Source organism: Pseudomonas sp. SWI36 (assembly GCF_002948105.1).
Lineage (GTDB): Bacteria > Pseudomonadota > Gammaproteobacteria > Pseudomonadales > Pseudomonadaceae > Aquipseudomonas > Aquipseudomonas alloputida.
The window spans coordinates 3,738,987-3,759,435 of record NZ_CP026675.1; the positions used below are offsets into that span (position 1 = coordinate 3,738,987).

The 20,449-nt window shown below is 62.1% G+C and carries 17 protein-coding genes; 16 read left to right on the top strand and 1 reads right to left on the bottom strand.

Going from position 1 to position 20,449, the window contains the following annotated elements:
• Window positions 1-106: 106 nt before the first annotated feature.
• The 8 genes from dnaE to ispD all read left to right on the top strand — a co-directional run bounded on the left by dnaE (window position 107) and on the right by ispD (window position 11,484).
• On the top strand, window positions 107-3,631 hold the full coding sequence (dnaE, locus tag C4Q27_RS17860; protein ID WP_010952683.1) for a DNA polymerase III subunit alpha: 3,525 nt from the start codon (window positions 107-109) through the stop codon (window positions 3,629-3,631).
• A gap of 106 nt (window positions 3,632-3,737) precedes the next feature.
• Window positions 3,738-4,685 carry an acetyl-CoA carboxylase carboxyltransferase subunit alpha gene (locus C4Q27_RS17865; RefSeq protein ID WP_003252323.1) on the top strand — a complete coding sequence of 316 codons (948 nt, stop codon included), beginning with the start codon at window positions 3,738-3,740 and terminating at the stop codon, window positions 4,683-4,685.
• 172 nt (window positions 4,686-4,857) lie between these two features.
• Window positions 4,858-6,141 carry a tRNA lysidine(34) synthetase TilS gene (tilS, locus tag C4Q27_RS17875; RefSeq protein WP_104887138.1) on the top strand — a complete coding sequence of 428 codons (1,284 nt, stop codon included), beginning with the start codon at window positions 4,858-4,860 and terminating at the stop codon, window positions 6,139-6,141.
• Between the two features lie 267 nt (window positions 6,142-6,408).
• Complete coding sequence (locus C4Q27_RS17880) at window positions 6,409-8,037, top strand: CTP synthase (protein WP_012270851.1); 1,629 nt, start codon at window positions 6,409-6,411, stop codon at window positions 8,035-8,037.
• A gap of 3 nt (window positions 8,038-8,040) precedes the next feature.
• On the top strand, window positions 8,041-8,886 hold the full coding sequence (gene kdsA / locus C4Q27_RS17885; RefSeq protein ID WP_010952685.1) for a 3-deoxy-8-phosphooctulonate synthase: 846 nt from the start codon (window positions 8,041-8,043) through the stop codon (window positions 8,884-8,886).
• Between the two features lie 154 nt (window positions 8,887-9,040).
• Window positions 9,041-10,330 (top strand): phosphopyruvate hydratase, encoded by a 1,290-nt coding sequence (gene eno, locus C4Q27_RS17890; RefSeq protein WP_064490979.1) that lies wholly within the window; start codon window positions 9,041-9,043, stop codon window positions 10,328-10,330.
• Window positions 10,331-10,498: 168 nt separating this feature from the next.
• Entirely contained in the window at window positions 10,499-10,780 is a 282-nt protein-coding gene (gene ftsB, locus C4Q27_RS17895; protein WP_004576849.1) for a cell division protein FtsB, read from the top strand.
• Window positions 10,777-11,484 carry a 2-C-methyl-D-erythritol 4-phosphate cytidylyltransferase gene (gene ispD / locus C4Q27_RS17900; protein WP_064490978.1) on the top strand — a complete coding sequence of 236 codons (708 nt, stop codon included), beginning with the start codon at window positions 10,777-10,779 and terminating at the stop codon, window positions 11,482-11,484. Before ftsB ends, ispD begins: the two co-directional genes overlap by 4 nt.
• A 405-nt stretch (window positions 11,485-11,889) precedes the next feature.
• Here the strand turns inward: ispD and C4Q27_RS17915 are convergent, their stop codons facing one another.
• Window positions 11,890-12,786 (bottom strand): LysR substrate-binding domain-containing protein, encoded by an 897-nt coding sequence (locus C4Q27_RS17915; RefSeq protein WP_064493437.1) that lies wholly within the window; start codon window positions 12,784-12,786, stop codon window positions 11,890-11,892.
• A gap of 107 nt (window positions 12,787-12,893) precedes the next feature.
• Between C4Q27_RS17915 and C4Q27_RS17920 the strand changes: the two genes are divergently transcribed.
• The 8 genes from C4Q27_RS17920 to rpoS all read left to right on the top strand — a co-directional run bounded on the left by C4Q27_RS17920 (window position 12,894) and on the right by rpoS (window position 20,132).
• Window positions 12,894-14,006 carry an S-(hydroxymethyl)glutathione dehydrogenase/class III alcohol dehydrogenase gene (locus C4Q27_RS17920; RefSeq protein WP_014592131.1) on the top strand — a complete coding sequence of 371 codons (1,113 nt, stop codon included), beginning with the start codon at window positions 12,894-12,896 and terminating at the stop codon, window positions 14,004-14,006.
• 8 nt (window positions 14,007-14,014) lie between these two features.
• Window positions 14,015-14,869: an S-formylglutathione hydrolase gene (fghA, locus tag C4Q27_RS17925; protein WP_104887140.1), complete on the top strand. Its 855-nt coding sequence runs from the start codon at window positions 14,015-14,017 to the stop codon at window positions 14,867-14,869.
• Window positions 14,870-14,981: 112 nt separating this feature from the next.
• Window positions 14,982-15,455 carry a 2-C-methyl-D-erythritol 2,4-cyclodiphosphate synthase gene (ispF, locus tag C4Q27_RS17930; RefSeq protein ID WP_016501146.1) on the top strand — a complete coding sequence of 158 codons (474 nt, stop codon included), beginning with the start codon at window positions 14,982-14,984 and terminating at the stop codon, window positions 15,453-15,455.
• Window positions 15,452-16,510 (top strand): tRNA pseudouridine(13) synthase TruD, encoded by a 1,059-nt coding sequence (truD, locus tag C4Q27_RS17935; RefSeq protein ID WP_064493438.1) that lies wholly within the window; start codon window positions 15,452-15,454, stop codon window positions 16,508-16,510. Before ispF ends, truD begins: the two co-directional genes overlap by 4 nt.
• On the top strand, window positions 16,498-17,247 hold the full coding sequence (gene surE / locus C4Q27_RS17940) for a 5'/3'-nucleotidase SurE (RefSeq protein ID WP_010952690.1): 750 nt from the start codon (window positions 16,498-16,500) through the stop codon (window positions 17,245-17,247). The genes truD and surE overlap by 13 nt, the downstream gene beginning before the upstream one ends.
• Window positions 17,248-17,282: 35 nt before the next feature.
• Window positions 17,283-17,921 carry a protein-L-isoaspartate(D-aspartate) O-methyltransferase gene (locus C4Q27_RS17945; protein WP_003252348.1) on the top strand — a complete coding sequence of 213 codons (639 nt, stop codon included), beginning with the start codon at window positions 17,283-17,285 and terminating at the stop codon, window positions 17,919-17,921.
• A 237-nt stretch (window positions 17,922-18,158) separates the two neighbouring features.
• Complete coding sequence (locus C4Q27_RS17950) at window positions 18,159-19,016, top strand: peptidoglycan DD-metalloendopeptidase family protein (protein ID WP_049588177.1); 858 nt, start codon at window positions 18,159-18,161, stop codon at window positions 19,014-19,016.
• Between the two features lie 108 nt (window positions 19,017-19,124).
• Window positions 19,125-20,132 (top strand): RNA polymerase sigma factor RpoS, encoded by a 1,008-nt coding sequence (rpoS, locus tag C4Q27_RS17955; RefSeq protein WP_003252351.1) that lies wholly within the window; start codon window positions 19,125-19,127, stop codon window positions 20,130-20,132.
• Window positions 20,133-20,449 lie beyond the last annotated feature (317 nt).

The window sequence follows — 20,449 nt, forward strand, 5'->3', positions numbered from 1 at the left end:
TGTGGGAGCGGGCGTGCCCACGAAGGGCTGCAAAGCAGGCCCAAAAAAAGCCCCTAGTTAGGCTACAATCCCGCCCTTGTCGTTAAGCTCTGCTACAGGATCTTCCATGTCGGTTCCCTTCGTTCACCTGCGCGTCCACTCCGAATTCTCGCTGGTCGACGGCCTGGTGCGGATCAAACCGCTGGCCAAGGCGCTGACCGGGATGAACATGCCGGCGGTCGCGATCACCGATCAGAGCAACATGTGCTCGCTGGTGAAGTTCTACAAGACTGCCATGGGCGCCGGCATCAAGCCGATCTGCGGTGCCGACCTGTGGCTGGCCGGTGCCGACCCGGAAGCCCCGCTGTCGCGCATCTGTTTCCTGGCCATGGACCCCAAGGGCTATCGCAACCTCACCGAACTGATCTCGCGCGGCTGGACCGATGGCCAGCGCAACGGCCTGGTCATCCTCCAGCGTGAATGGATCGCCCCGGCCAGCGAGGGCCTGATTGCCCTGTCCGCGGGCAAGGAAGGCGACATTGGCATGGCGCTGCTGGCGGGTCGGCAAGACGAAGCCGAAGCGCTTCTTCAAGACTGGATGGGCATGTTCCCCGAGCGCTTCTACGTTGAAGTGCAGCGCACCAATCGCGCACGCGACGAAGAATACGTGCACGCGGCGGTGGCATTGGCCGACAAGCTTGGCGCCCCGCTGGTGGCTACCAACGACGTACGTTTCATCAAGCAGGCGGACTTCGACGCCCACGAGACCCGCGTCTGTATCGGCGAGGGCTGGACCCTCGACGACCCGCGACGTCCGCGTTGCTACAGCGACCAGCAGTACCTGAAGTCGGCCGAGGAAATGGCCGAGCTCTTCAGTGACCTGCCCGACGCCATCGCCAACACCGTTGAAATTGCCAAGCGCTGCAACATCCAGGTGCAGCTGGGCAAGTACTTCCTGCCTGACTTCCCCACGCCCAACGGCATGGGCATCGACGACTACCTGCGGCATGTGGCCCACGAAGGCCTGGAAGAGCGCCTGGCCGTGCTGTGGCCGAAAGAAACCACGCCCAATTACGAAGAAAAGCGTCAGGTTTACCTGGACCGCCTGAAGTTCGAACTGGACATCATCATCCAGATGGGCTTCCCCGGTTACTTCCTGATTGTTATGGACTTCATCAAGTGGGCCAAGAACAACGACGTACCGGTTGGCCCGGGCCGCGGTTCGGGCGCTGGCTCGCTGGTGGCCTATGTACTGAAGATCACCGATCTCGACCCGCTGGCCTACGACCTGCTGTTCGAGCGCTTCCTCAACCCTGAACGTGTTTCCATGCCCGACTTCGACGTCGACTTCTGCATGGACGGCCGTGACCGGGTGATCGACTACGTGGCCGAGGCGTACGGCCGTAATGCGGTGAGCCAGATCATCACCTTCGGTACCATGGCCGCCAAGGCGGTGGTGCGTGACGTGGCGCGGGTGCAAGGCAAATCCTATGGCCTGGCCGACCGCCTGTCGAAGATGATCCCCTTCGAAGTGGGCATGACCCTGGAGAAGGCCTACGAGCAGGAAGAAATCCTGCGTGACTTCCTCAAGGGCGACGAAGACGCCCGTGAAATCTGGGACATGGCCCTGAAGCTGGAGGGTGTGACCCGGGGTACCGGCAAGCACGCCGGTGGTGTGGTTATCGCACCGACCAAGCTCACCGACTTTTCGCCGATCGCCTGTGATGAAGAGGGTGGTGGCCTGGTAACCCAGTTCGACAAGGATGACGTCGAGGCCGCCGGCCTGGTGAAGTTCGACTTCCTCGGCCTGCGTACCTTGACCATCATCAAGTGGGCGATGGAGATCATCAACCGCGAGCAGGCCAAGAAGAACCTGCCCGACCTCAACATCGACTTCATCCCGCTGGACGACCGCAAGACTTACGAGCTGCTGCAGAAGGCCGAAACCACGGCGGTGTTCCAGCTTGAATCGCGTGGCATGAAGGAGCTGATCAAGAAGCTCAAGCCCGACTGCCTGGAAGACCTGATCGCACTGGTTGCGCTGTTCCGCCCGGGCCCGCTGCAATCGGGCATGGTGGACGACTTCATCAACCGCAAGCACGGCCGCGCCGAGCTGGCCTACCCGCACTCCGACTACCAGTACGAAGGCCTCAAGCCGGTACTGGCGCCGACCTACGGCATCATCCTGTACCAGGAACAGGTGATGCAGATCGCCCAGGTCATGGCGGGTTACACCCTGGGTGGCGCCGACATGCTGCGCCGGGCCATGGGTAAGAAAAAGCCCGAGGAAATGGCCAAGCAGCGCGGTGGTTTCATCGAAGGTTGCGTAGCCAACAATATCGATGCGGACCTCGCCGGTAACATCTTCGACCTGGTAGAGAAGTTCGCGGGCTACGGCTTCAACAAATCCCACTCCGCCGCCTATGGCCTGGTGTCGTACCAGACCGCCTGGCTGAAAACCCACTACCCGGCGCCGTTCATGGCTGCGGTCCTGTCGGCGGATATGCACAACACCGACAAGGTAGTGGTGCTGGTGGAGGAGGTGCGCAGCATGAAGCTGCGCCTAGACGCGCCGGACGTGAACTTTTCGGACTTCAAGTTCACCGTCAACAACGACGGCCGTATCGTCTACGGCCTTGGCGCCATCAAGGGTGTCGGCGAAGGCCCGGTGGAGGCGATTGTCGAGGCGCGTGCCCAAGGCGGTCCGTTCAAGGACCTGTTCGATTTCTGTGAACGCATCGACCTCAAGCGGGTCAACAAGCGTACCCTTGATGCGCTGGTGCGCAGTGGCGCGCTGGACCGCCTTGGCCCGCACTTCCATGACGAGATCAAGGCCTACCACGCCAACATCGACATCAACCGGGCAACCTTGCTGTCGGCGCTGGGCGAGGCCATCAAGGCAGCCGAGCAGGCTGCGCATACCGCTGACAGTGGTCATGTCGACCTGTTCGGCAGCATGTTCGACGCGGCAGATGTCGACGTCTATGCCAACCATCGCAAGGTGCGCGAGCTCACCCTCAAGGAGCGTCTGAAGGGGGAGAAAGACACCCTTGGCCTGTACCTCACCGGCCACCCGATCGACGAGTACGAGACCGAGATCCGCCGCTTCGCCCGCCAGCGCATCGTCGACCTCAAGCCGTCGCGCGAAACCCAGACCATCGCGGGCATGATCATTGCCTTGCGGGTGATGAAGAACAAGAAGGGCGACAAGATGGGCTTCGTCACCCTGGATGACCGTTCCGGACGGATCGAGGCATCGCTGTTTGCCGATGCCTTCATGGCGGCACAGTCCTTGCTGCAGACCGATGCCATGGTGGTGGTGGAAGGCGAGGTCAGCAATGACGACTTCTCCGGGGGCTTGCGTCTGCGGGTGAAGCAGGTGATGACCATGGAAGACGCACGCACCAAGCTGGCCGAGAGCCTGCGCCTGAAGGTGGCGCACGACGCACTGAAGGGCGACCGGCTGAAGTGGCTGGGCGAGCTGATCACCCGCCATCGCGGTGCTTGCCCGATCACGCTGGAGTACACCGGCAGCGACGCCAAGGCCATGCTGCAGTTTGGCGAGCAGTGGGCGATCGACCCGGCCGATGGGCTGATTCAGGCGCTGCGTGACCAGTTCGGGCGTGAGAACGTCTTCCTGCAATATCGTTGAACCGACAAAAATTTAATCTCGACCTGAATGCGCCTGATCCCTTAAGGTATGGCGCCAAACGGATCAACCGGCCGGCCGCCTGGCCGTAGACCCAAGACGGATGACTATGAACCCGAATTTCCTCGACTTCGAACAGCCGATTGCCGACCTGCAAGCCAAGATCGAAGGCCTGCGCCTGGTGGGCAACGACAACTCGCTGAACATCAGCGATGAAATTGCCCGTCTGCAAGACAAGAGCAACACCCTGACCGAAAGCATCTTCGGCAACCTGACCAGCTGGCAGATCGCCCGCCTGGCCCGTCACCCGCGTCGTCCTTACACCCTGGACTACCTGGAGCACATCTTCACCGAGTTCGAAGAGCTGCACGGGGACCGTCACTTCTCTGACGACGCCGCCATCGTGGGTGGTACTGCGCGTCTGGACGGCAAGCCGGTCATGGTCATTGGCCACCAGAAGGGCCGTGAAGTGCGCGAGAAAGTGCGTCGCAACTTCGGCATGCCGCGCCCGGAAGGCTACCGCAAGGCCTGCCGCCTGATGGAAATGGCCGAGCGCTTCAAGATGCCGATCCTGACCTTCATCGACACGCCGGGCGCCTACCCGGGCATCGACGCCGAAGAGCGCAACCAGAGTGAAGCCATCGCCTGGAACCTGCGGGTCATGGCACGCCTGAAAACCCCGATCATCGCTACCGTGATTGGTGAGGGTGGTTCCGGTGGTGCACTGGCCATTGGCGTGTGCGACCAACTGAACATGCTGCAGTACTCCACCTACTCGGTTATCTCGCCGGAAGGCTGTGCCTCGATTCTGTGGAAAACTGCCGATAAAGCAGCAGACGCGGCCGAGGCCATGGGCATCACCGCCGAGCGTCTGAAGAGCCTGAACATTGTCGACAAGGTCATCCAGGAGCCGCTGGGCGGCGCCCACCGTGACCCGGCCAAGATGTCCGAAAGCATCCGTGCCGATCTGGTGCAGCAGTTGGACATGCTCGGCAAGTTCGACAACGATGCGCTGCTGGCTCGTCGCTACGAGCGCCTGATGAGCTACGGCCTCTGATTCTGATTTGCCCCGGGGGCCGTTTTGCGGTCCTTGTGATTGATGGCACCGGCTTCGCCGGTGTTCGCGGGTAAACCCGCTCCTACAGGTATTGCGCTGCCCTTGAGGCTTGCGCCGTACGTGTGGGAGCGGGCATGCCCGCGAATGCTTTCTGGAATCGAGCGAGGGCTAGATGATCAACCTCACTCCTTGGCTCAACGCCCCCACCTGGTACGTCGCCTTCTCCGGCGGCCTCGATTCCACCGTCCTCCTGCACCTGCTGGCCGAATACGCCCGCAACCACGCATCCCCCCCGCTGCGCGCCATCCATATCCACCACGGCCTGCAAGCTGCTGCCGACGCCTGGCCCGCCCACTGCCAGGCCATCTGCGACAATTTCGACGTTGAACTTCAGGTCATCCACGTCCAGGTCTCCCCAGGCGCCAGCCTGGAACAGGCGGCCCGAGATGCCCGCTATGCCGCCTTCAGGCAAGTGCTCGGCCCGGGCGATATCCTGTTCACCGGCCAGCACCGCGACGACCAGGCCGAGACCCTGCTGTTCCGCCTGTTGCGCGGTGCCGGCCTGCGGGGCCTGGCGGCAATGCCGGGGCAGCGGGCGCTGGGGCAGGGCAGCCTGGTCAGGCCGTTACTGGCCTGTTCCCGGCAACATTTGCAGGATTATGCGCAAGCCCAAGGGCTGACCTGGATCGAAGACCCGTCAAACCTCGACACACAATTCGCCCGCAACTACCTGCGCGGCGAAGTGATGCCGCACTTGCAGCAACGTTGGCCACAGGCCAGCCAGAACTTAGCCCGTGCAGCAGAGCATCTGGGCGAGGCGCTGGGTTTGCTGGACGAACTGGCCCAAGAGGATCTGGCGCTTGCGGGCAAGGGGGCGCCCATCGCCTGGCCGGGGCTGGATTCCCTCGACCTGGCCGCCCTGCTGGCGTTATCGCCGGCCCGTCAGCGCAATGCCTTGCAGTACTGGCTGAGCCAGCGCACCCGTTTGCCCGATACCCGGCACTGGGCCGGCTGGGCAGACCTGCGCGATGCCGCTGCCGATGCCCGGCCAGTCTGGCGGCTTGCCGATGGACGGTTGGTGCGTAGCCACGGGCGCATCTGGTGGCTGAGCGGTGATTGGCTACAGCAACCGGCTGGCTCGCTGGCCTGGCCCGACCCTGATGGGCCGTTGCGGTTGCCGGGCAATGGTTGCGTGCGTCTTGTTGGCGCAGCCGTGCCGAGCGGGTTGCGCATTGCCTACCGTCAGGGTGGTGAAATGCTAGAGGTTCCCGGCCGTGGCCGGCGGGACCTCAAGCGCCTGCTCAACGAACAGCAGGTACCGCATTTCCTGCGCTCGCGCCTTCCGTTGCTGTATCACGGCGAACGCCTGCTGGCGGTGGCCAACCTGCCCGGGCTGGTGCAGGCGGATTGCCAACTGCACTGGCAGTTACCGACGAACGCGCAAGGTTTGAGCTGAAGGGTACATTCCGGTAGACTACCCTCCCTTCTTGATACAACTTCTGTGGGTTCCGCGAAAACACAGGAGTTGCCGATTACCAAGCAGTTTTTTGCCGAGCTGATTCTGGAAATGACGAGCGAACGCCATGCCGGGTATAACCTGGCTGTACAGACGCGGCAGTTTTTCGAGATGCACTGTGATTGACGCAGGTGATCGGGGGCTTCGGCCTTCCTTCGCTTTCTCCGGCGGCGCTGGCCGCCTTAACGCAGACTTCTAGGGTTTTTCATGACGCGCTACATATTCGTCACGGGCGGTGTTGTTTCTTCATTGGGGAAAGGCATTGCCTCGGCTTCCCTGGCGGCCATCCTGGAAGCGCGGGGCCTGAAGGTCACCATGCTCAAGCTGGATCCGTACATCAACGTCGACCCGGGCACCATGAGCCCGTTCCAGCACGGTGAAGTGTTCGTCACCCACGATGGCGCCGAGACCGACCTCGACCTGGGTCACTACGAGCGGTTCATCCGCACCACCATGACCCAGAACAACAACTTCACCACCGGCCGTATCTACGAGCACGTGCTGCGCAAAGAGCGTCGTGGTGATTACCTGGGCGCGACCATCCAGGTCATCCCGCACATCACCGACGAAATCAAGCGTCGCATCATCAAGGGTGCCGGCGATGCCGACGTGGCCCTGGTGGAAATCGGCGGTACCGTGGGTGATATCGAGTCGCAGCCGTTCCTCGAGGCGATTCGCCAGCTGCGTGTCGAAGTGGGTTCCAAGCGTGCCATGCTGATGCACCTGACCCTGGTCCCGTACATCGCCACCGCTGGCGAAACCAAGACCAAGCCGACCCAGCACTCGGTCAAGGAGCTGCGCTCCATCGGCCTGCAGCCTGATGTGCTGATCTGCCGCTCCGACCACCCGGTCGATGCTTCGTCGCGTCGCAAGATCGCGCTGTTCACCAACGTTGAAGAGCGTGCGGTGATTTCGCTGGAAGACGTCGACACCATCTACAAGATCCCGGGCGTGCTGCATGCTCAGGGCCTGGACGACTTCGTCGTCGAGCGCTTCGGCCTGCAGTGCAATGGCGCCGACCTGTCCGAGTGGGACAAGGTGGTCGATGCCAAGCTCAACCCGGAGCACGAAGTGACCATCGCCATGGTCGGCAAATACATGGAGCTGCTGGATGCGTACAAGTCGCTGATCGAAGCGATGAGCCACGCCGGCATCACCAACCGGACCAAGGTCAACCTGCGCTACATCGATTCGGAAGACATCGAGAACCAGGGCACCAGCCTGCTCGAAGGCGCCGATGCCATCCTGGTACCGGGCGGTTTCGGCCTGCGCGGTGTGGAAGGCAAGATCACTGCGGTGCAATACGCCCGTGAGAACAAGGTACCGTACCTGGGTATCTGCCTGGGCATGCAGGTGGCCGTCATCGAATTCGCCCGTAACGTGATGGGCTGGAAAGACGCCAACTCCACCGAGTTCGACCGTAACAGCGGCCACCCAGTGGTCGGCCTGATCACCGAGTGGGCCGATGCCACCGGTGCCGTCGAGACCCGCGACGAGGCTTCCGACCTGGGCGGCACCATGCGCCTGGGCGCACAGGACTGCCAGCTGGCTGCCGGTTCCAAGGTGCACGACTGCTACGGCAAGGACGTGATCACCGAGCGTCACCGTCACCGCTACGAAGTGAACAACAACCTGCTGCCACAATTGGTGGACGCTGGTCTGGTGGTTTCCGGCCGTTCCGAAGACGGCGCGCTGGTGGAAGTGGTCGAGTCCAAGGATCACCCGTGGTTCGTCGCTTGCCAGTTCCACCCGGAGTTCACCTCCACCCCGCGTGACGGCCACCCGCTGTTCAGTGGTTTCGTCAAGGCAGCCCTGGCTCAGAAGAACAAGGCCTGATCGATGACCCAGAAGATCATTCGCGTCGGTAACATCGAGATCGCCAACGACAAGCCGTTCGTCCTGTTCGGCGGCATGAACGTTCTGGAATCCCGTGACCTGGCGATGAAGGTCTGCGAAGAGTACGTGCGGGTTACCGAGAAGCTCGGTATCCCGTACGTGTTCAAGGCCAGTTTCGACAAGGCCAACCGTTCGTCGGTAACGTCCTACCGTGGCCCTGGCATGGAAGAGGGGCTGAAGATCTTCGAAGAGATCAAGCGCACCTTCAACGTGCCGGTGATCACCGACGTGCACGAGCCTTACCAGGCCGAGCCCGTCGCCAAGGTATGCGACATCATCCAGCTGCCGGCTTTCCTGTCGCGGCAGACTGACCTGGTGGTGGCCATGGCCAAGACCGGCGTGGTGATCAACATCAAGAAGGCTCAGTTCCTCGCACCTCAGGAAATGAAACACATCCTGGCCAAGTGCGAAGAGGCCGGTAACGACCAGTTGATACTCTGCGAACGTGGTTCGAGCTTCGGCTACAACAACCTGGTGGTCGACATGCTGGGCTTCGGCATCATGAAGCAGTTCGAGTACCCGGTGTTCTTCGACGTGACCCACGCCCTGCAGATGCCGGGTGGCCGCGCCGATTCCGCCGGCGGTCGTCGGGCCCAGGTCACTGACCTGGCCAAGGCCGGCATGAGTCAGGGCCTGGCCGGGCTTTTCCTCGAAGCCCACCCCGACCCGGACAACGCCAAGTGCGATGGCCCATGCGCCCTGCGCCTGGATAAACTGGAGCCGTTCCTGGTCCAGCTCAAGCAATTGGACGACCTGGTGAAAAGTTTTCCGACGGTAGAAACCGCGTAAAGCTCATTTCTCGGGTAAAGTACCGCCCGATCCACCCCTGACCAGTCGGTCAGGGGCTCCCTTCATCAGGCCTGCCCAAAGCAAGTTCGCCCGGTGAACGGCAAGAATTTCCTAAGCTAAGTTGTTTTCGTCAAATTCTGGAGTGCTTACAACAATGGCAAAAATCGTCGACATCAAAGGTCGTGAAGTTCTCGATTCGCGTGGCAACCCCACTGTGGAAGCCGATGTACTGCTCGACAACGGCATCATCGGCAGCGCTTGCGCGCCGTCCGGTGCTTCTACCGGCTCGCGCGAAGCGCTGGAGCTGCGTGATGGCGACAAGAGCCGTTACCTGGGCAAGGGCGTGCTGAAGGCTGTCGCCAACATCAACGGTCCGATCCGTGACCTGCTGCTGGGCAAGGATCCTTCCGACCAGAAGGCTCTGGACCGCGCCATGATCGAACTGGACGGTACCGAGAACAAGGCCAAGCTGGGCGCCAACGCCATCCTGGCTGTTTCCCTGGCTGCCGCCAAAGCTGCTGCCCAGGACCTGGACCTGCCGCTGTACGCGCACATCGCCAACCTGAACGGCACCCCGGGCCAGTACTCGATGCCGGTTCCGATGATGAACATCATCAACGGTGGCGAGCACGCCGACAACAACGTCGACATCCAGGAGTTCATGGTTCAGCCGGTTGGCGCCAAGACCTTCTCTGACGGCCTGCGCATGGGTACCGAAATCTTCCACCACCTCAAGGCCGTCCTGAAGGCCCGTGGCCTGAACACCGCCGTAGGTGATGAAGGTGGTTTCGCCCCTAACCTGGCATCCAACGAAGACGCCCTGGGAGCCATCGCTGAAGCTGTCGAAAAAGCCGGCTACAAGCTGGGCACCGACGTGACCCTGGCCCTGGACTGCGCGGCTTCCGAATTCTACGAAGACGGCAAGTACAACCTGTCCGGCGAAGGCAAGTCGTTCGACGCCGAAGGCTTCGCCGACTACCTGAAAGGCCTGACCGAGCGTTTCCCGATCATTTCGATCGAAGACGGCCTGGACGAGTCCGACTGGGCTGGCTGGAAAATCCTCACTGACAAGATCGGTGAAAAAGTCCAGCTGGTCGGTGACGACCTGTTCGTGACCAACACCAAGATCCTCAAGGAAGGCATCGAGAAGGGCATCGGTAACTCGATCCTGATCAAGTTCAACCAGATCGGCTCGCTGACCGAAACCCTGGAAGCCATCCAGATGGCCAAGGCTGCTGGTTACACTGCAGTGATCTCGCACCGTTCCGGTGAAACCGAAGACTCGACCATTGCCGACCTGGCTGTGGGTACTGCTGCTGGCCAGATCAAGACGGGCTCGCTGTGCCGTTCCGACCGCGTTTCCAAGTACAACCAGCTGCTGCGCATCGAAGAGCAACTGGGCGCCAAAGCGGTTTACCGCGGTCGTGCCGAGTTTCGCGGCTAAGCAAGAGATGGTAAAAAGGCAGCAGCCGGAGTTGTAGGAACGTTCGTACTGAACTTTCCTACGTACTAACGGGTTTCTGTCGACGAAGCCTGGCCTCGGCCAGGCTTCGTGCTATTCGAGGCCCCGAAGTAAAAAGTACGCGGCAGCCTTTTTAACCTGGATAACGTGATGCGCAGTCCCTATTGGTTGTTCCTCGTTCTGCTCTTGCTGTTGGGTGGCCTGCAGTACCGCCTGTGGGTGGGTAACGGCAGCCTGGCGCAAGTGACCGAACTGAAGCAGCAGATTGCCGATCAGCATGCCGAAAACGAGCGCTTGCTCGAACGTAATCGTGTGCTCGATGCTGAAGTGCTAGAGCTCAAAAAAGGCATGGAGACCGTTGAAGAACGGGCCCGCCATGAATTGGGGATGGTCAAAGAGGGCGAAACCCTCTTCCAGTTGCCACAGAAATGATCGATACCTTACCGGCCTTCTGGGCCGTGATCCCTGCGGCGGGTGTAGGTGCCCGCATGGCTGCCGACCGCCCCAAGCAATACCTGGAGCTGGCTGGGCAGACCCTTCTCGAGCACAGCCTCGACTGTTTTCTTGGCCACCCGGCGCTTAAGGGCGTGGTGGTCAGCATTGCCGAAGACGACCCGTACTGGCCTGGCCTGCGCTGCGCCAGCGACCCACGCATCCAGTGCGCGGCGGGCGGGCGTGAACGCGCTGACTCGGTGCTTAACGCCTTGCTGGTGCTGCATGCCCAGGGGGCGGGGGATAGCGACTGGGTGCTGGTGCACGATGCTGCGCGGCCGAACCTGGCGCGCAGCGACCTGGACAAGCTGTTGTCGGAGCTGGCGGACGACCCGGTGGGTGGCCTGCTGGCGGTGCCGGCGCGCGACACCCTCAAGCGTGCCGACAGCCATGGCCGGGTGAGTGCTACCGTGGACCGCAGCACGATCTGGCAGGCGTACACACCGCAGATGTTCCGCCTTGGAGCGTTGCACCGGGCGCTGGCTGAGTGCCTGGTGTCGGATGTGGTGGTGACCGATGAAGCTTCGGCCATCGAATGGTCCGGTCAGGCGCCGCGGCTGGTGGAAGGGCGCAGTGACAACATAAAGGTGACCCGGCCCGAAGATCTCGAATGGTTGCGCCAGCGCTGGGCGGGTAAACGCTGAGCGCTCTCCTGGGCTGGCCTTTTCGCGGGTAAACCCGCTCCTACACTGGATTGCATCGGTGGTTGGACACAGACCGTCGTAGGAGCGGGTTCACCCGCGAAAGGGCCGGGCCTGCTGGCCAATCCCCACCCGCCGTTCCCCGTTGCCGCCGCCGCCGTATTCGCGGGTAAACCCGCTCCTACACAGGCTTCGGTGGTTGGACACAGACCGTCGTAGGAGCGGGTTCACCCGCGAAAGGGCCGGGCCTGCTGGCCAATCCCTACCCGCCGTCCACCGTTGCCGCCGCCACCGTATTCGCGGGTAAACCCGCTCCTACACGGTGGTAGACACACACCGGTGGTTGGACGCAGGCCGTCGTAGGAGCGGGTTCACCCGCGAAGAGGCCAGTACATGCAGCACATCCCGTCAGCCGAAACGATATTCCGGCAACCCCGCCAACCCCTCCTTCAGGTAATCCACCAGCCGCCTTACCTTCGGCGACAGGTGCCTCTGCTGCGGATACAGCGCCCACACCGCCGTATTCGGCGGTTGGTGCGACTCCAGCAGCGACACCAGCGCACCACTGTTCAGGTGTTCCAGCACGTAGTAATCCGGCAACTGGCACAACCCGATCCCTTGCAGCGCCGCATCCAGCACTGCCTGGCCACTGTTGCAGCGCCAGTTACCCTGTACCCGCTGGCTGATCTCACGGCCATCCTGCTGTAGCGCCCACAAGTCCGAACTCCCCACCAGGCAATTGTGCCGCGCCAGCTCCGACAGGCTGTGTGGCCGGCCATAGCGCTCAAGATAGGCCGGCGAGGCACACAGGTACATGCGCCTTGGCGCCAGGCGGGTAGCCACCAAGCGAGAGTCGGCCAGGCGGCCCAGGCGGATGGCCAGGTCCATGCCTTCATGCAGCAGGTCGAGGGTGTGGTTGCTCAGCTCCACATCCACGCGCAACTGCGGGTACAGCGCCATGAATCGCGTCACCAGCGGCACGATGAAGCGCTCGCCGTAGGCCACTGCGCACGTCATGCGCAACAAGCCCTTGGGTTCGCTGGCCAGGTCGCCCATGGCGCGCAGCGCTTCCTCACGGCCATCCTGCAAGCGTTGGCAATGCTGCAGGAAGGTCTGCCCCGCTTCGCTCAGGGCTACACGGCGGGTGCTGCGATACAGCAGACGCGTTTGCAGGCGGTCCTCCAGCCGGGCGATCTGCCGGCTGATGTGCGATGAGGAAACCCCCAGGCGTTCGGCGGCGGCAGTGAACTGGCCCGATTCGGCCACGGCGACAAATTCGTCGATGCCTTCCCATCGGCTGCTCATCGATTATCCCTGTGTGGCAATAATGTTTTGTCTTTGGCCTGATTATTCATCAAAAGGCGCTGAATTACACTGCATGACTGAATCGATCCACTGTCTGGAGACCTTTGATGATCAAGTCCCGTGCTGCCGTAGCCTTCGAAGCCAAGAAACCCCTGGAAATCGTCGAAGTCGACGTGGCCATGCCAAAGGCCGGTGAAGTGCTGCTGCGCGTGGTCGCCAGCGGTGTCTGCCACACCGATGCCTATACCCTCTCCGGTGCTGACCCGGAAGGTATCTTCCCGTCGATCCTCGGCCACGAAGGCGGTGCCATCGTCGAAGCGGTAGGCGAGGGGGTGACCTCGCTCGCCGTGGGTGACCACGTCATCCCGCTGTACACCCCGGAATGCGGCAAGTGCAAGTTCTGCCTCTCGGGCAAGACCAACCTGTGCCAGGCCATCCGCGCCACCCAGGGCAAGGGCCTGATGCCGGACGGCACCACGCGCTTCTCGTACAAGGGCCAGCAGCTGTTCCACTACATGGGCACCTCGACGTTCTCCGAATACACCGTGCTGCCGGAAATTTCCGTGGCCAAGATCCAGAAAGAAGCACCCCTGGAAAAGGTCTGCCTGCTGGGTTGCGGCGTCACCACCGGTATCGGCGCGGTGCTCAACACTGCCAAGGTCAAGCCCGGTGATACCGTGGCCATCTTCGGCCTCGGTGGCATCGGCCTGTCGGCCGTGATCGGTGCGGTCAAGGCCAAGGCCTCGCGTATCATCGCCATCGACATCAACCCGGCCAAGTTCGAAATCGCCCGCCAGTTGGGTGCCACCGATTGCGTCAACCCGAAAGACTACGATCGCCCGATCCAGGAAGTGATCGTCGACCTCACCGATGGTGGCGTGGACTTCTCCTTCGAGTGCATCGGCAACGTTCAACTGATGCGCGCCGCCCTGGAATGCTGCCACAAGGGCTGGGGTGAGTCGGTCATCATCGGTGTGGCCGGTGCCGGCCAGGAAATTTCCACGCGTCCGTTCCAGCTGGTTACCGGTCGGGTTTGGCGTGGTTCGGCGTTCGGCGGCGTGCGTGGCCGCAGCGAGCTGCCGAGCTACGTGGAAATGTCCGAGAAAGGCGAGATCCCGCTGGACACCTTCATCACCCACACGATGGGTCTGGAAGACATCAACAAGGCCTTCGACCTGATGCATGAAGGCAAGAGCATCCGTAGCGTGATCCACTTCTGAGGTCTGCCATGAGCCTGGATAACATCTCCTGCCAGAAGAGCTTCGGCGGCTGGCACAAGCGTTACCGGCATCAGTCCAAGGTGCTGGGTTGCGATATGGTGTTCGCGGTGTACCTGCCGCCGCAGGCCGAGCAGGGCGAAAAGCTGCCGGTGCTGTACTGGCTCAGCGGCCTCACCTGCACCGACGAGAACTTCATGCAGAAGGCCGGCGCCCAGCGTCTGGCCGCCGAGCTGGGGCTGATCATCGTTGCCCCCGATACCAGCCCGCGTGGCGAGCAGGTGCCGGGCGACCCGGACGGCGCTTGGGACTTCGGCCTGGGTGCTGGCTTCTACCTCAACGCCACCCAGCAACCCTGGGCCCAGCACTACCGCATGCACGACTACGTGGTGGAGGAGTTGCCAGCCCTGATCGAGGCGCACTTCCCGGCGTCGGGCGAGCGCAGCATCAGCGGCCACTCCATGGGTGGGCATGGCGCGCTGGTGTGCGCCTTGCGCAATCCGGGGCGCTACCGCTCGGTGTCGGCATTCTCGCCGATCAGCAATCCGATGGATTGTCCGTGGGGCGAGAAGGCCTTCAGCCGCTACCTGGGTGAAGACCGTGGACGCTGGCGTGAGTGGGATGCCAGTGTGCTGCTGGCCGAAACCCCTGCTGGCCAATGCCCGCCGTTGCTGGTGGACCAGGGCGACCGTGACGACTTCCTCGAGAAGCAACTCAAGCCTGAAGCGCTGGAGCAGGCGGCACGCAAAGGTGGCCATGAAATGACCCTGCGTATGCAGCCGGGTTATGACCATAGCTACTACTTCATTGCCAGCTTCATCGAGGAACACCTGCGCCATCATGCGGTGGCACTGGGGCGGGTTTAACGCCTCCTGTGGGAGCGGGCGTGCCCGCGAAGGGCTGCACAGCAGCCCCAATCCCACAAATCCCCTGCAAAGCAGGTAGAATCACGCCCTGACTCATTCAGGGCGTTTTCTTATGCGTATTGGCCACGGCTACGATGTGCACCGTTTTTGCGACGGTGATTTCATTACCCTGGGCGGGGTGCGTATCCCCCACAAATACGGCCTGCTGGCCCACTCCGACGGTGACGTGCTGCTGCACGCCCTGAGCGATGCCTTGCTTGGCGCTGCGGCGCTGGGCGACATCGGCAAGCACTTCCCTGACACTGACCCGCAGTTCAAGGGGGCTGACAGCCGCGTGCTGCTGCGCCATGTGGTCGGCATCGTCAAGGCCAAGGGCTGGAAGGTCGGCAACGTTGACGCCACCATCGTCGCCCAGGCACCGAAAATGGCCCCACACATCGAAACCATGCGCCAGCTGATCGCCGAAGACCTGCAGGTCGAGCTCGACCAGGTCAACGTCAAGGCCACTACCACAGAGAAGCTTGGCTTTACCGGCCGCGAGGAGGGCATTGCCGTGCATTCGGTCGCCCTGCTGCTGCCAGCATGACCGAACTGGAACTGCTGGGCCCGCGCGCATCGGGCGAACCCCTGGGCACCGCCATCCTCAAAGCGGTCGCCGAAGACTTTCAGGTTGACGAAGTCCTGGATATACCGCTATCGGGCCAAGGCGAGCACCTGTGGCTGTGGGTCGAGAAGCGTGATCTGAACACTGAAGAAGCTGCCCGGCGCCTCGCCCGCGCCGCTGGCGTGCCGGTGCGCAGCATCAGCTACGCCGGCCTGAAGGACCGCCAGGCGCTGACCCGCCAGTGGTTCAGCCTGCACCTGCCGGGCAAGGCCGACCCGGATCTGTCGCGTGCCGAGGATGCCAGCCTGCGTGTGCTCAAGCAGGTGCGTCACCAGCGCAAACTGCAGCGCGGCGCGCATTCGGCCAACGGGTTCACCTTGCGCCTGACCGCCCTGGCTGCCGATCACCAGGCGGTGGATGCCCGCCTGGAGCAGCTGAGGCAGCAAGGTGTGCCCAACTATTTCGGCACCCAGCGCTTCGGGCACGGGGGTGGCAACGTCCATGAGGCCCTCGATTGGGCCGCGCGCAAGGCTTTGCCTGAACAGCGCAACGTGCGTTCGCGGCTGCTTTCGGCCGGGCGCAGCTACCTGTTCAATCAGTTGCTGGCTGCGCGTGTGGCTGACGGTAGCTGGGCCCGAGCCCAGGTCGGCGACCTGCTGGCGTTCACCGACAGCCGCAGTTTCTTCCCGGCGGGTGAGGCGGAATGTGCCGACCCGCGCCTGGCGATTCTCGACTTGCATCCAACCGGCCCGATGTGGGGGGAGGGCGCTTCACCTGCTGGCGGTGCGCCTGCGCAGCTGGAAAACGCTATCGGCGCACGTCAGCCGGCACTTTGCCAGTGGCTGGCCCAGGCGGGCATGGATCACGAACGGCGAATTCTGCGGCTCCCTATTGGCGGCCTGACGTGGCATTATCCCGAGCCTGATATCCTGCAACTGGAATTCGTCCTGCCGGCCGGATGCTTCGCCACCGTGGTGGTGCGTGAAGTCGTGGATCTGGTGTCGGCAGGGCAGACGGACAGCCCATGCGTATTCTGATTTCGAATGACGACGGTGTTACCGCACCTGGCATCGCCGCGCTGCACGCTGCGCTGGCGGATTATGCCGAGTGCGCGGTGATCGCCCCGGATCAAGACAAGAGCGGCGCCAGCAGTTCGCTGACGCTGGACCGGCCACTGCATCCGCAGACCTTGGCCAATGGCTTCATCAGCCTCAACGGCACGCCGACCGACTGCGTGCACCTGGGGCTCAATGGGCTGTTGCCGCAGATGCCGGACATGGTCGTGTCGGGGATCAACCTCGGTGCCAACCTGGGCGATGACGTGCTGTATTCGGGAACGGTCGCTGCGGCGCTGGAAGGCCGCTTCCTCGGCGGTACCTCGCTGGCGTTCTCGCTGTTGTCGCGCCAGCCGGACAACCTGCCGACTGCGGCCTATATCGCCCGTCGTCTGGTCGAGGCACAGTCGCGCCTGGTGTTGCCGCCACGCACCGTACTCAACGTCAATATTCCCAACTTGCCGCTGGAGCACATCCGTGGCATCCAGCTCACCCGTCTCGGTCACCGGGCGCGGGCGGCGGCGCCCACCAAGGTGGTCAACCCGCGTGGCAAGGAAGGCTACTGGATTGCCGTGGCCGGTGATGCCGAGGACGGCGGCCCGGGCACCGACTTCCACGCGGTGATGCAAGGCTACGTATCGATTACCCCGTTGCAGCTCGACCGCACCTTCAATGATGCCTTCGAGCAGCTCGATGGATGGCTGGAGGGCCTGCTTTGATGCGTGAGGACGATATGCTGCGGCGTGGCATCGGCATGACCTCTCAGCGTACCCGGGAGCGGCTGATCCAGCGCTTGTGCGAAGAGGGGGTTTCGAACACCAAGGTGCTCGACGTGATCCGTCGTACGCCGCGCCACCTGTTCGTCGACGAGGCGCTGGCGCATCGGGCTTACGAAGACACCGCGCTGCCGATCGGCCACAACCAGACCATCTCCCAGCCGTTCATGGTTGCTCACATGAGCGAGTTGTTGCTCGAGGCCGGGCCGCTGGACAAGGTGCTGGAGATTGGCACCGGTTCGGGCTACCAGACGGCGATCCTGGCCCAGCTGGTCGAGCGAGTGTTTTCGGTAGAGCGCATCAAGGTACTGCAGGACCGGGCCAAAGAGCGCCTGGTGGAGCTTAACCTGCGCAACGTGGTCTTCCGCTGGGGTGACGGTTGTGAGGGTTGGCCGGCGCTTGCGCCGTACAACGGCATCATCGTCACCGCCGTGGCGCCGGAAGTGCCACAGGCACTGCTCGACCAACTGGCACCCGGTGGGCGCATGGTCATCCCGGTAGGGCCGGCCGGCGAAGCGCAGCAACTGATGCTGATCGTGCGCGAGGAGCATGGATTCTCCCGTCGGGTACTGGGGGCTGTGCGTTTCGTGCCGCTGCTCAATGGTCCCCTGGCCTGAGGCCTGTTGATCCGAGCTGTGCGGGCATGAGGCGCGGTGTATTTTTGTGCCGGTGGCGAATTCTTGTCGCTTCGCCCTGTCTATCAGGCGGTGCGAAGCGCTGACGCACAGCGTGCACCGGGGTTTTATGCCCGTCTTTTGTACCCGTCTGCCATTACCGGCTGGCTTGGTTATAATTGCAACAATATTGCATTTCTTGTCTTCATATCGATTTTCGGCACCATGAGGGGAGCGCGGGTGGGTCACACAGTCATTCGGCAGCGCAAGGACGGGTCGGGTTTCAAGCTTCTGGTGATTGCATTGGCCATGGGCTCGCTTCTGGTGGGTTGCTCAAGCACCAGCAGCAACAGCGCGCGGGTGGTCGACCGCAACAACACCGTGCCCAAGCGCCCGGCGGTGACTTCTGGGCAATACATCGTCAAGCCAGGCGACACCCTGTTCTCCATCGCCTTCCGTTATGGCTGGGACTACAAGGAGCTGGCTGCACGCAATGGCATTCAGGCGCCTTATACCATCCGCCCGGGCCAAGCGATTCGTTTCAGCAGCGGTTCCAGCAGCCGCACCACGGTGGTGTCCAGCCCGTCCTCGTCAAGCCGCACCACGGTCACGCGGCGGCCTGTGGGCAGCACTGCCACGGCGCCTGCCAGCACCAGCAAACCGGCCACGTCGGCGCCTTCCGCCCCTGCCCCTGTGGTTGCTACCGTACCAGCCGCAGAGCGCGCGGTAGGTGGGTGGACCTGGCCTGCCAACGGTGTACTGATTGGAAAATTCGCTTCAAACGGTAGTTTGAATAAAGGCATTGATATCGCCGGTGATTTGGGACAGCCTGTTTTTGCTGCGTCTGATGGTGCGGTGGTTTATGCCGGGAGTGGTTTGAGGGGCTACGGCGAGCTGATCATCATCAAGCACAGCGACACCTACGTCAGTGCCTACGGTCATAACCGCAGGCTGTTGGTTCGGGAGGGGCAGCAGGTCAAGGCAGGGCAGTCGATTGCTGAAATGGGGTCTACGGGCACAGATCGGGTGAAGCTGCATTTCGAGATTCGCCGCCAGGGCAAACCCGTCGATCCACTCCAGTTCCTGCCACGTCGTTGACCGTTGTACCCAGCCTGTTCCTGTGATGTAGAGGGGACAGGCTCAAGCGCTGCCAGGGAGAAAGGTGCCGCTCGAGTCTGAGTTCGAACTCAGCAAAGGATTATAACAATGGCTCTCAGTAAAGAAGTGCCGGAGTTTGACATCGACGATGACGTCCTCCTGATGGAGACGGGTATCGTTTTGGAAACGGATGTGGTGTCAGACGAACCTGCTGTATCTTCGGTTCGGACGAGGGCCAAATCGGGCTCTTCGCTCAAGCAACACAAGTACATCGATTACAGCAGGGCGCTCGATGCCACCCAGCTGTATCTCAACGAGATTGGTTTCTCGCCGCTGCTTTCGCCGGAAGAAGAAGTGCATTTTGCGCGCTTGTCGCAAAAGGGTGACCCTGCCGGCCGCAAGCGCATGATCGAAAGCAACCTGCGCCTGGTTGTCAAAATTGCCCGTCGTTACGTGAACCGTGGCCTGTCGTTGCTCGACCTGATCGAGGAGGGCAACCTGGGGCTGATCCGGGCGGTCGAGAAGTTCGACCCGGAGCGTGGTTTCCGTTTTTCGACCTATGCGACCTGGTGGATTCGCCAGACCATCGAACGGGCGATCATGAACCAGACCCGCACCATTCGCCTGCCGATCCACGTGGTCAAGGAACTGAACGTCTACCTGCGCGCCGCGCGCGAGCTGACGCAGAAACTCGATCACGAGCCCTCGCCGGAAGAAATCGCCACCTTGCTGGAAAAGCCGGTCGCCGAGGTCAAGCGTATGCTCGGCCTGAACGAGCGGGTGTCTTCGGTAGACGTGTCGCTTGGCCCGGATTCGGACAAGACCCTGCTCGATACCCTGACCGACGACCGCCCGACCGACCCGTGCGAACTGCTGCAGGATGACGACCTGTCGCAGAGCATCGATCAGTGGCTGGGTGAGTTGACCGACAAGCAGCGTGAAGTGGTTGTACGCCGCTTTGGCCTTCGCGGCCATGAAAGCAGTACCCTGGAGGATGTTGGGCTGGAGATCGGCCTTACCCGTGAACGCGTGCGGCAAATCCAGGTGGAAGGGCTCAAGCGCTTGCGCGAGATCCTTGAAAAGAATGGTCTGTCCAGCGAGTCATTGTTCCAGTAGCTAGCGCTGTAACAAAAGACGCCCCGATCATCTCGGGGCGTTTTTGTTTGTGGCGAAAAGCGAGTTGCCCTTCAGATTGCCCGAGGCGCATGGCGCCCATACGCTACCTGGCAAGACATCTATCAAATGTGTACCGCGCTACCCCGGTAACATCGCGTGTAAGCCTTTGCTTACTCGTTGTGTAAGCTTTCCATGCAACCTTCAGTAAATCAAAGTCGTTTCCAAAGGCTGCCTTTTTACAACCCATTGAAAAGCATGGTTTATTCACCGGTGAGTAAATGTGTCCGCGGAAATACCTTGCAAGGTCCATCGCTTGC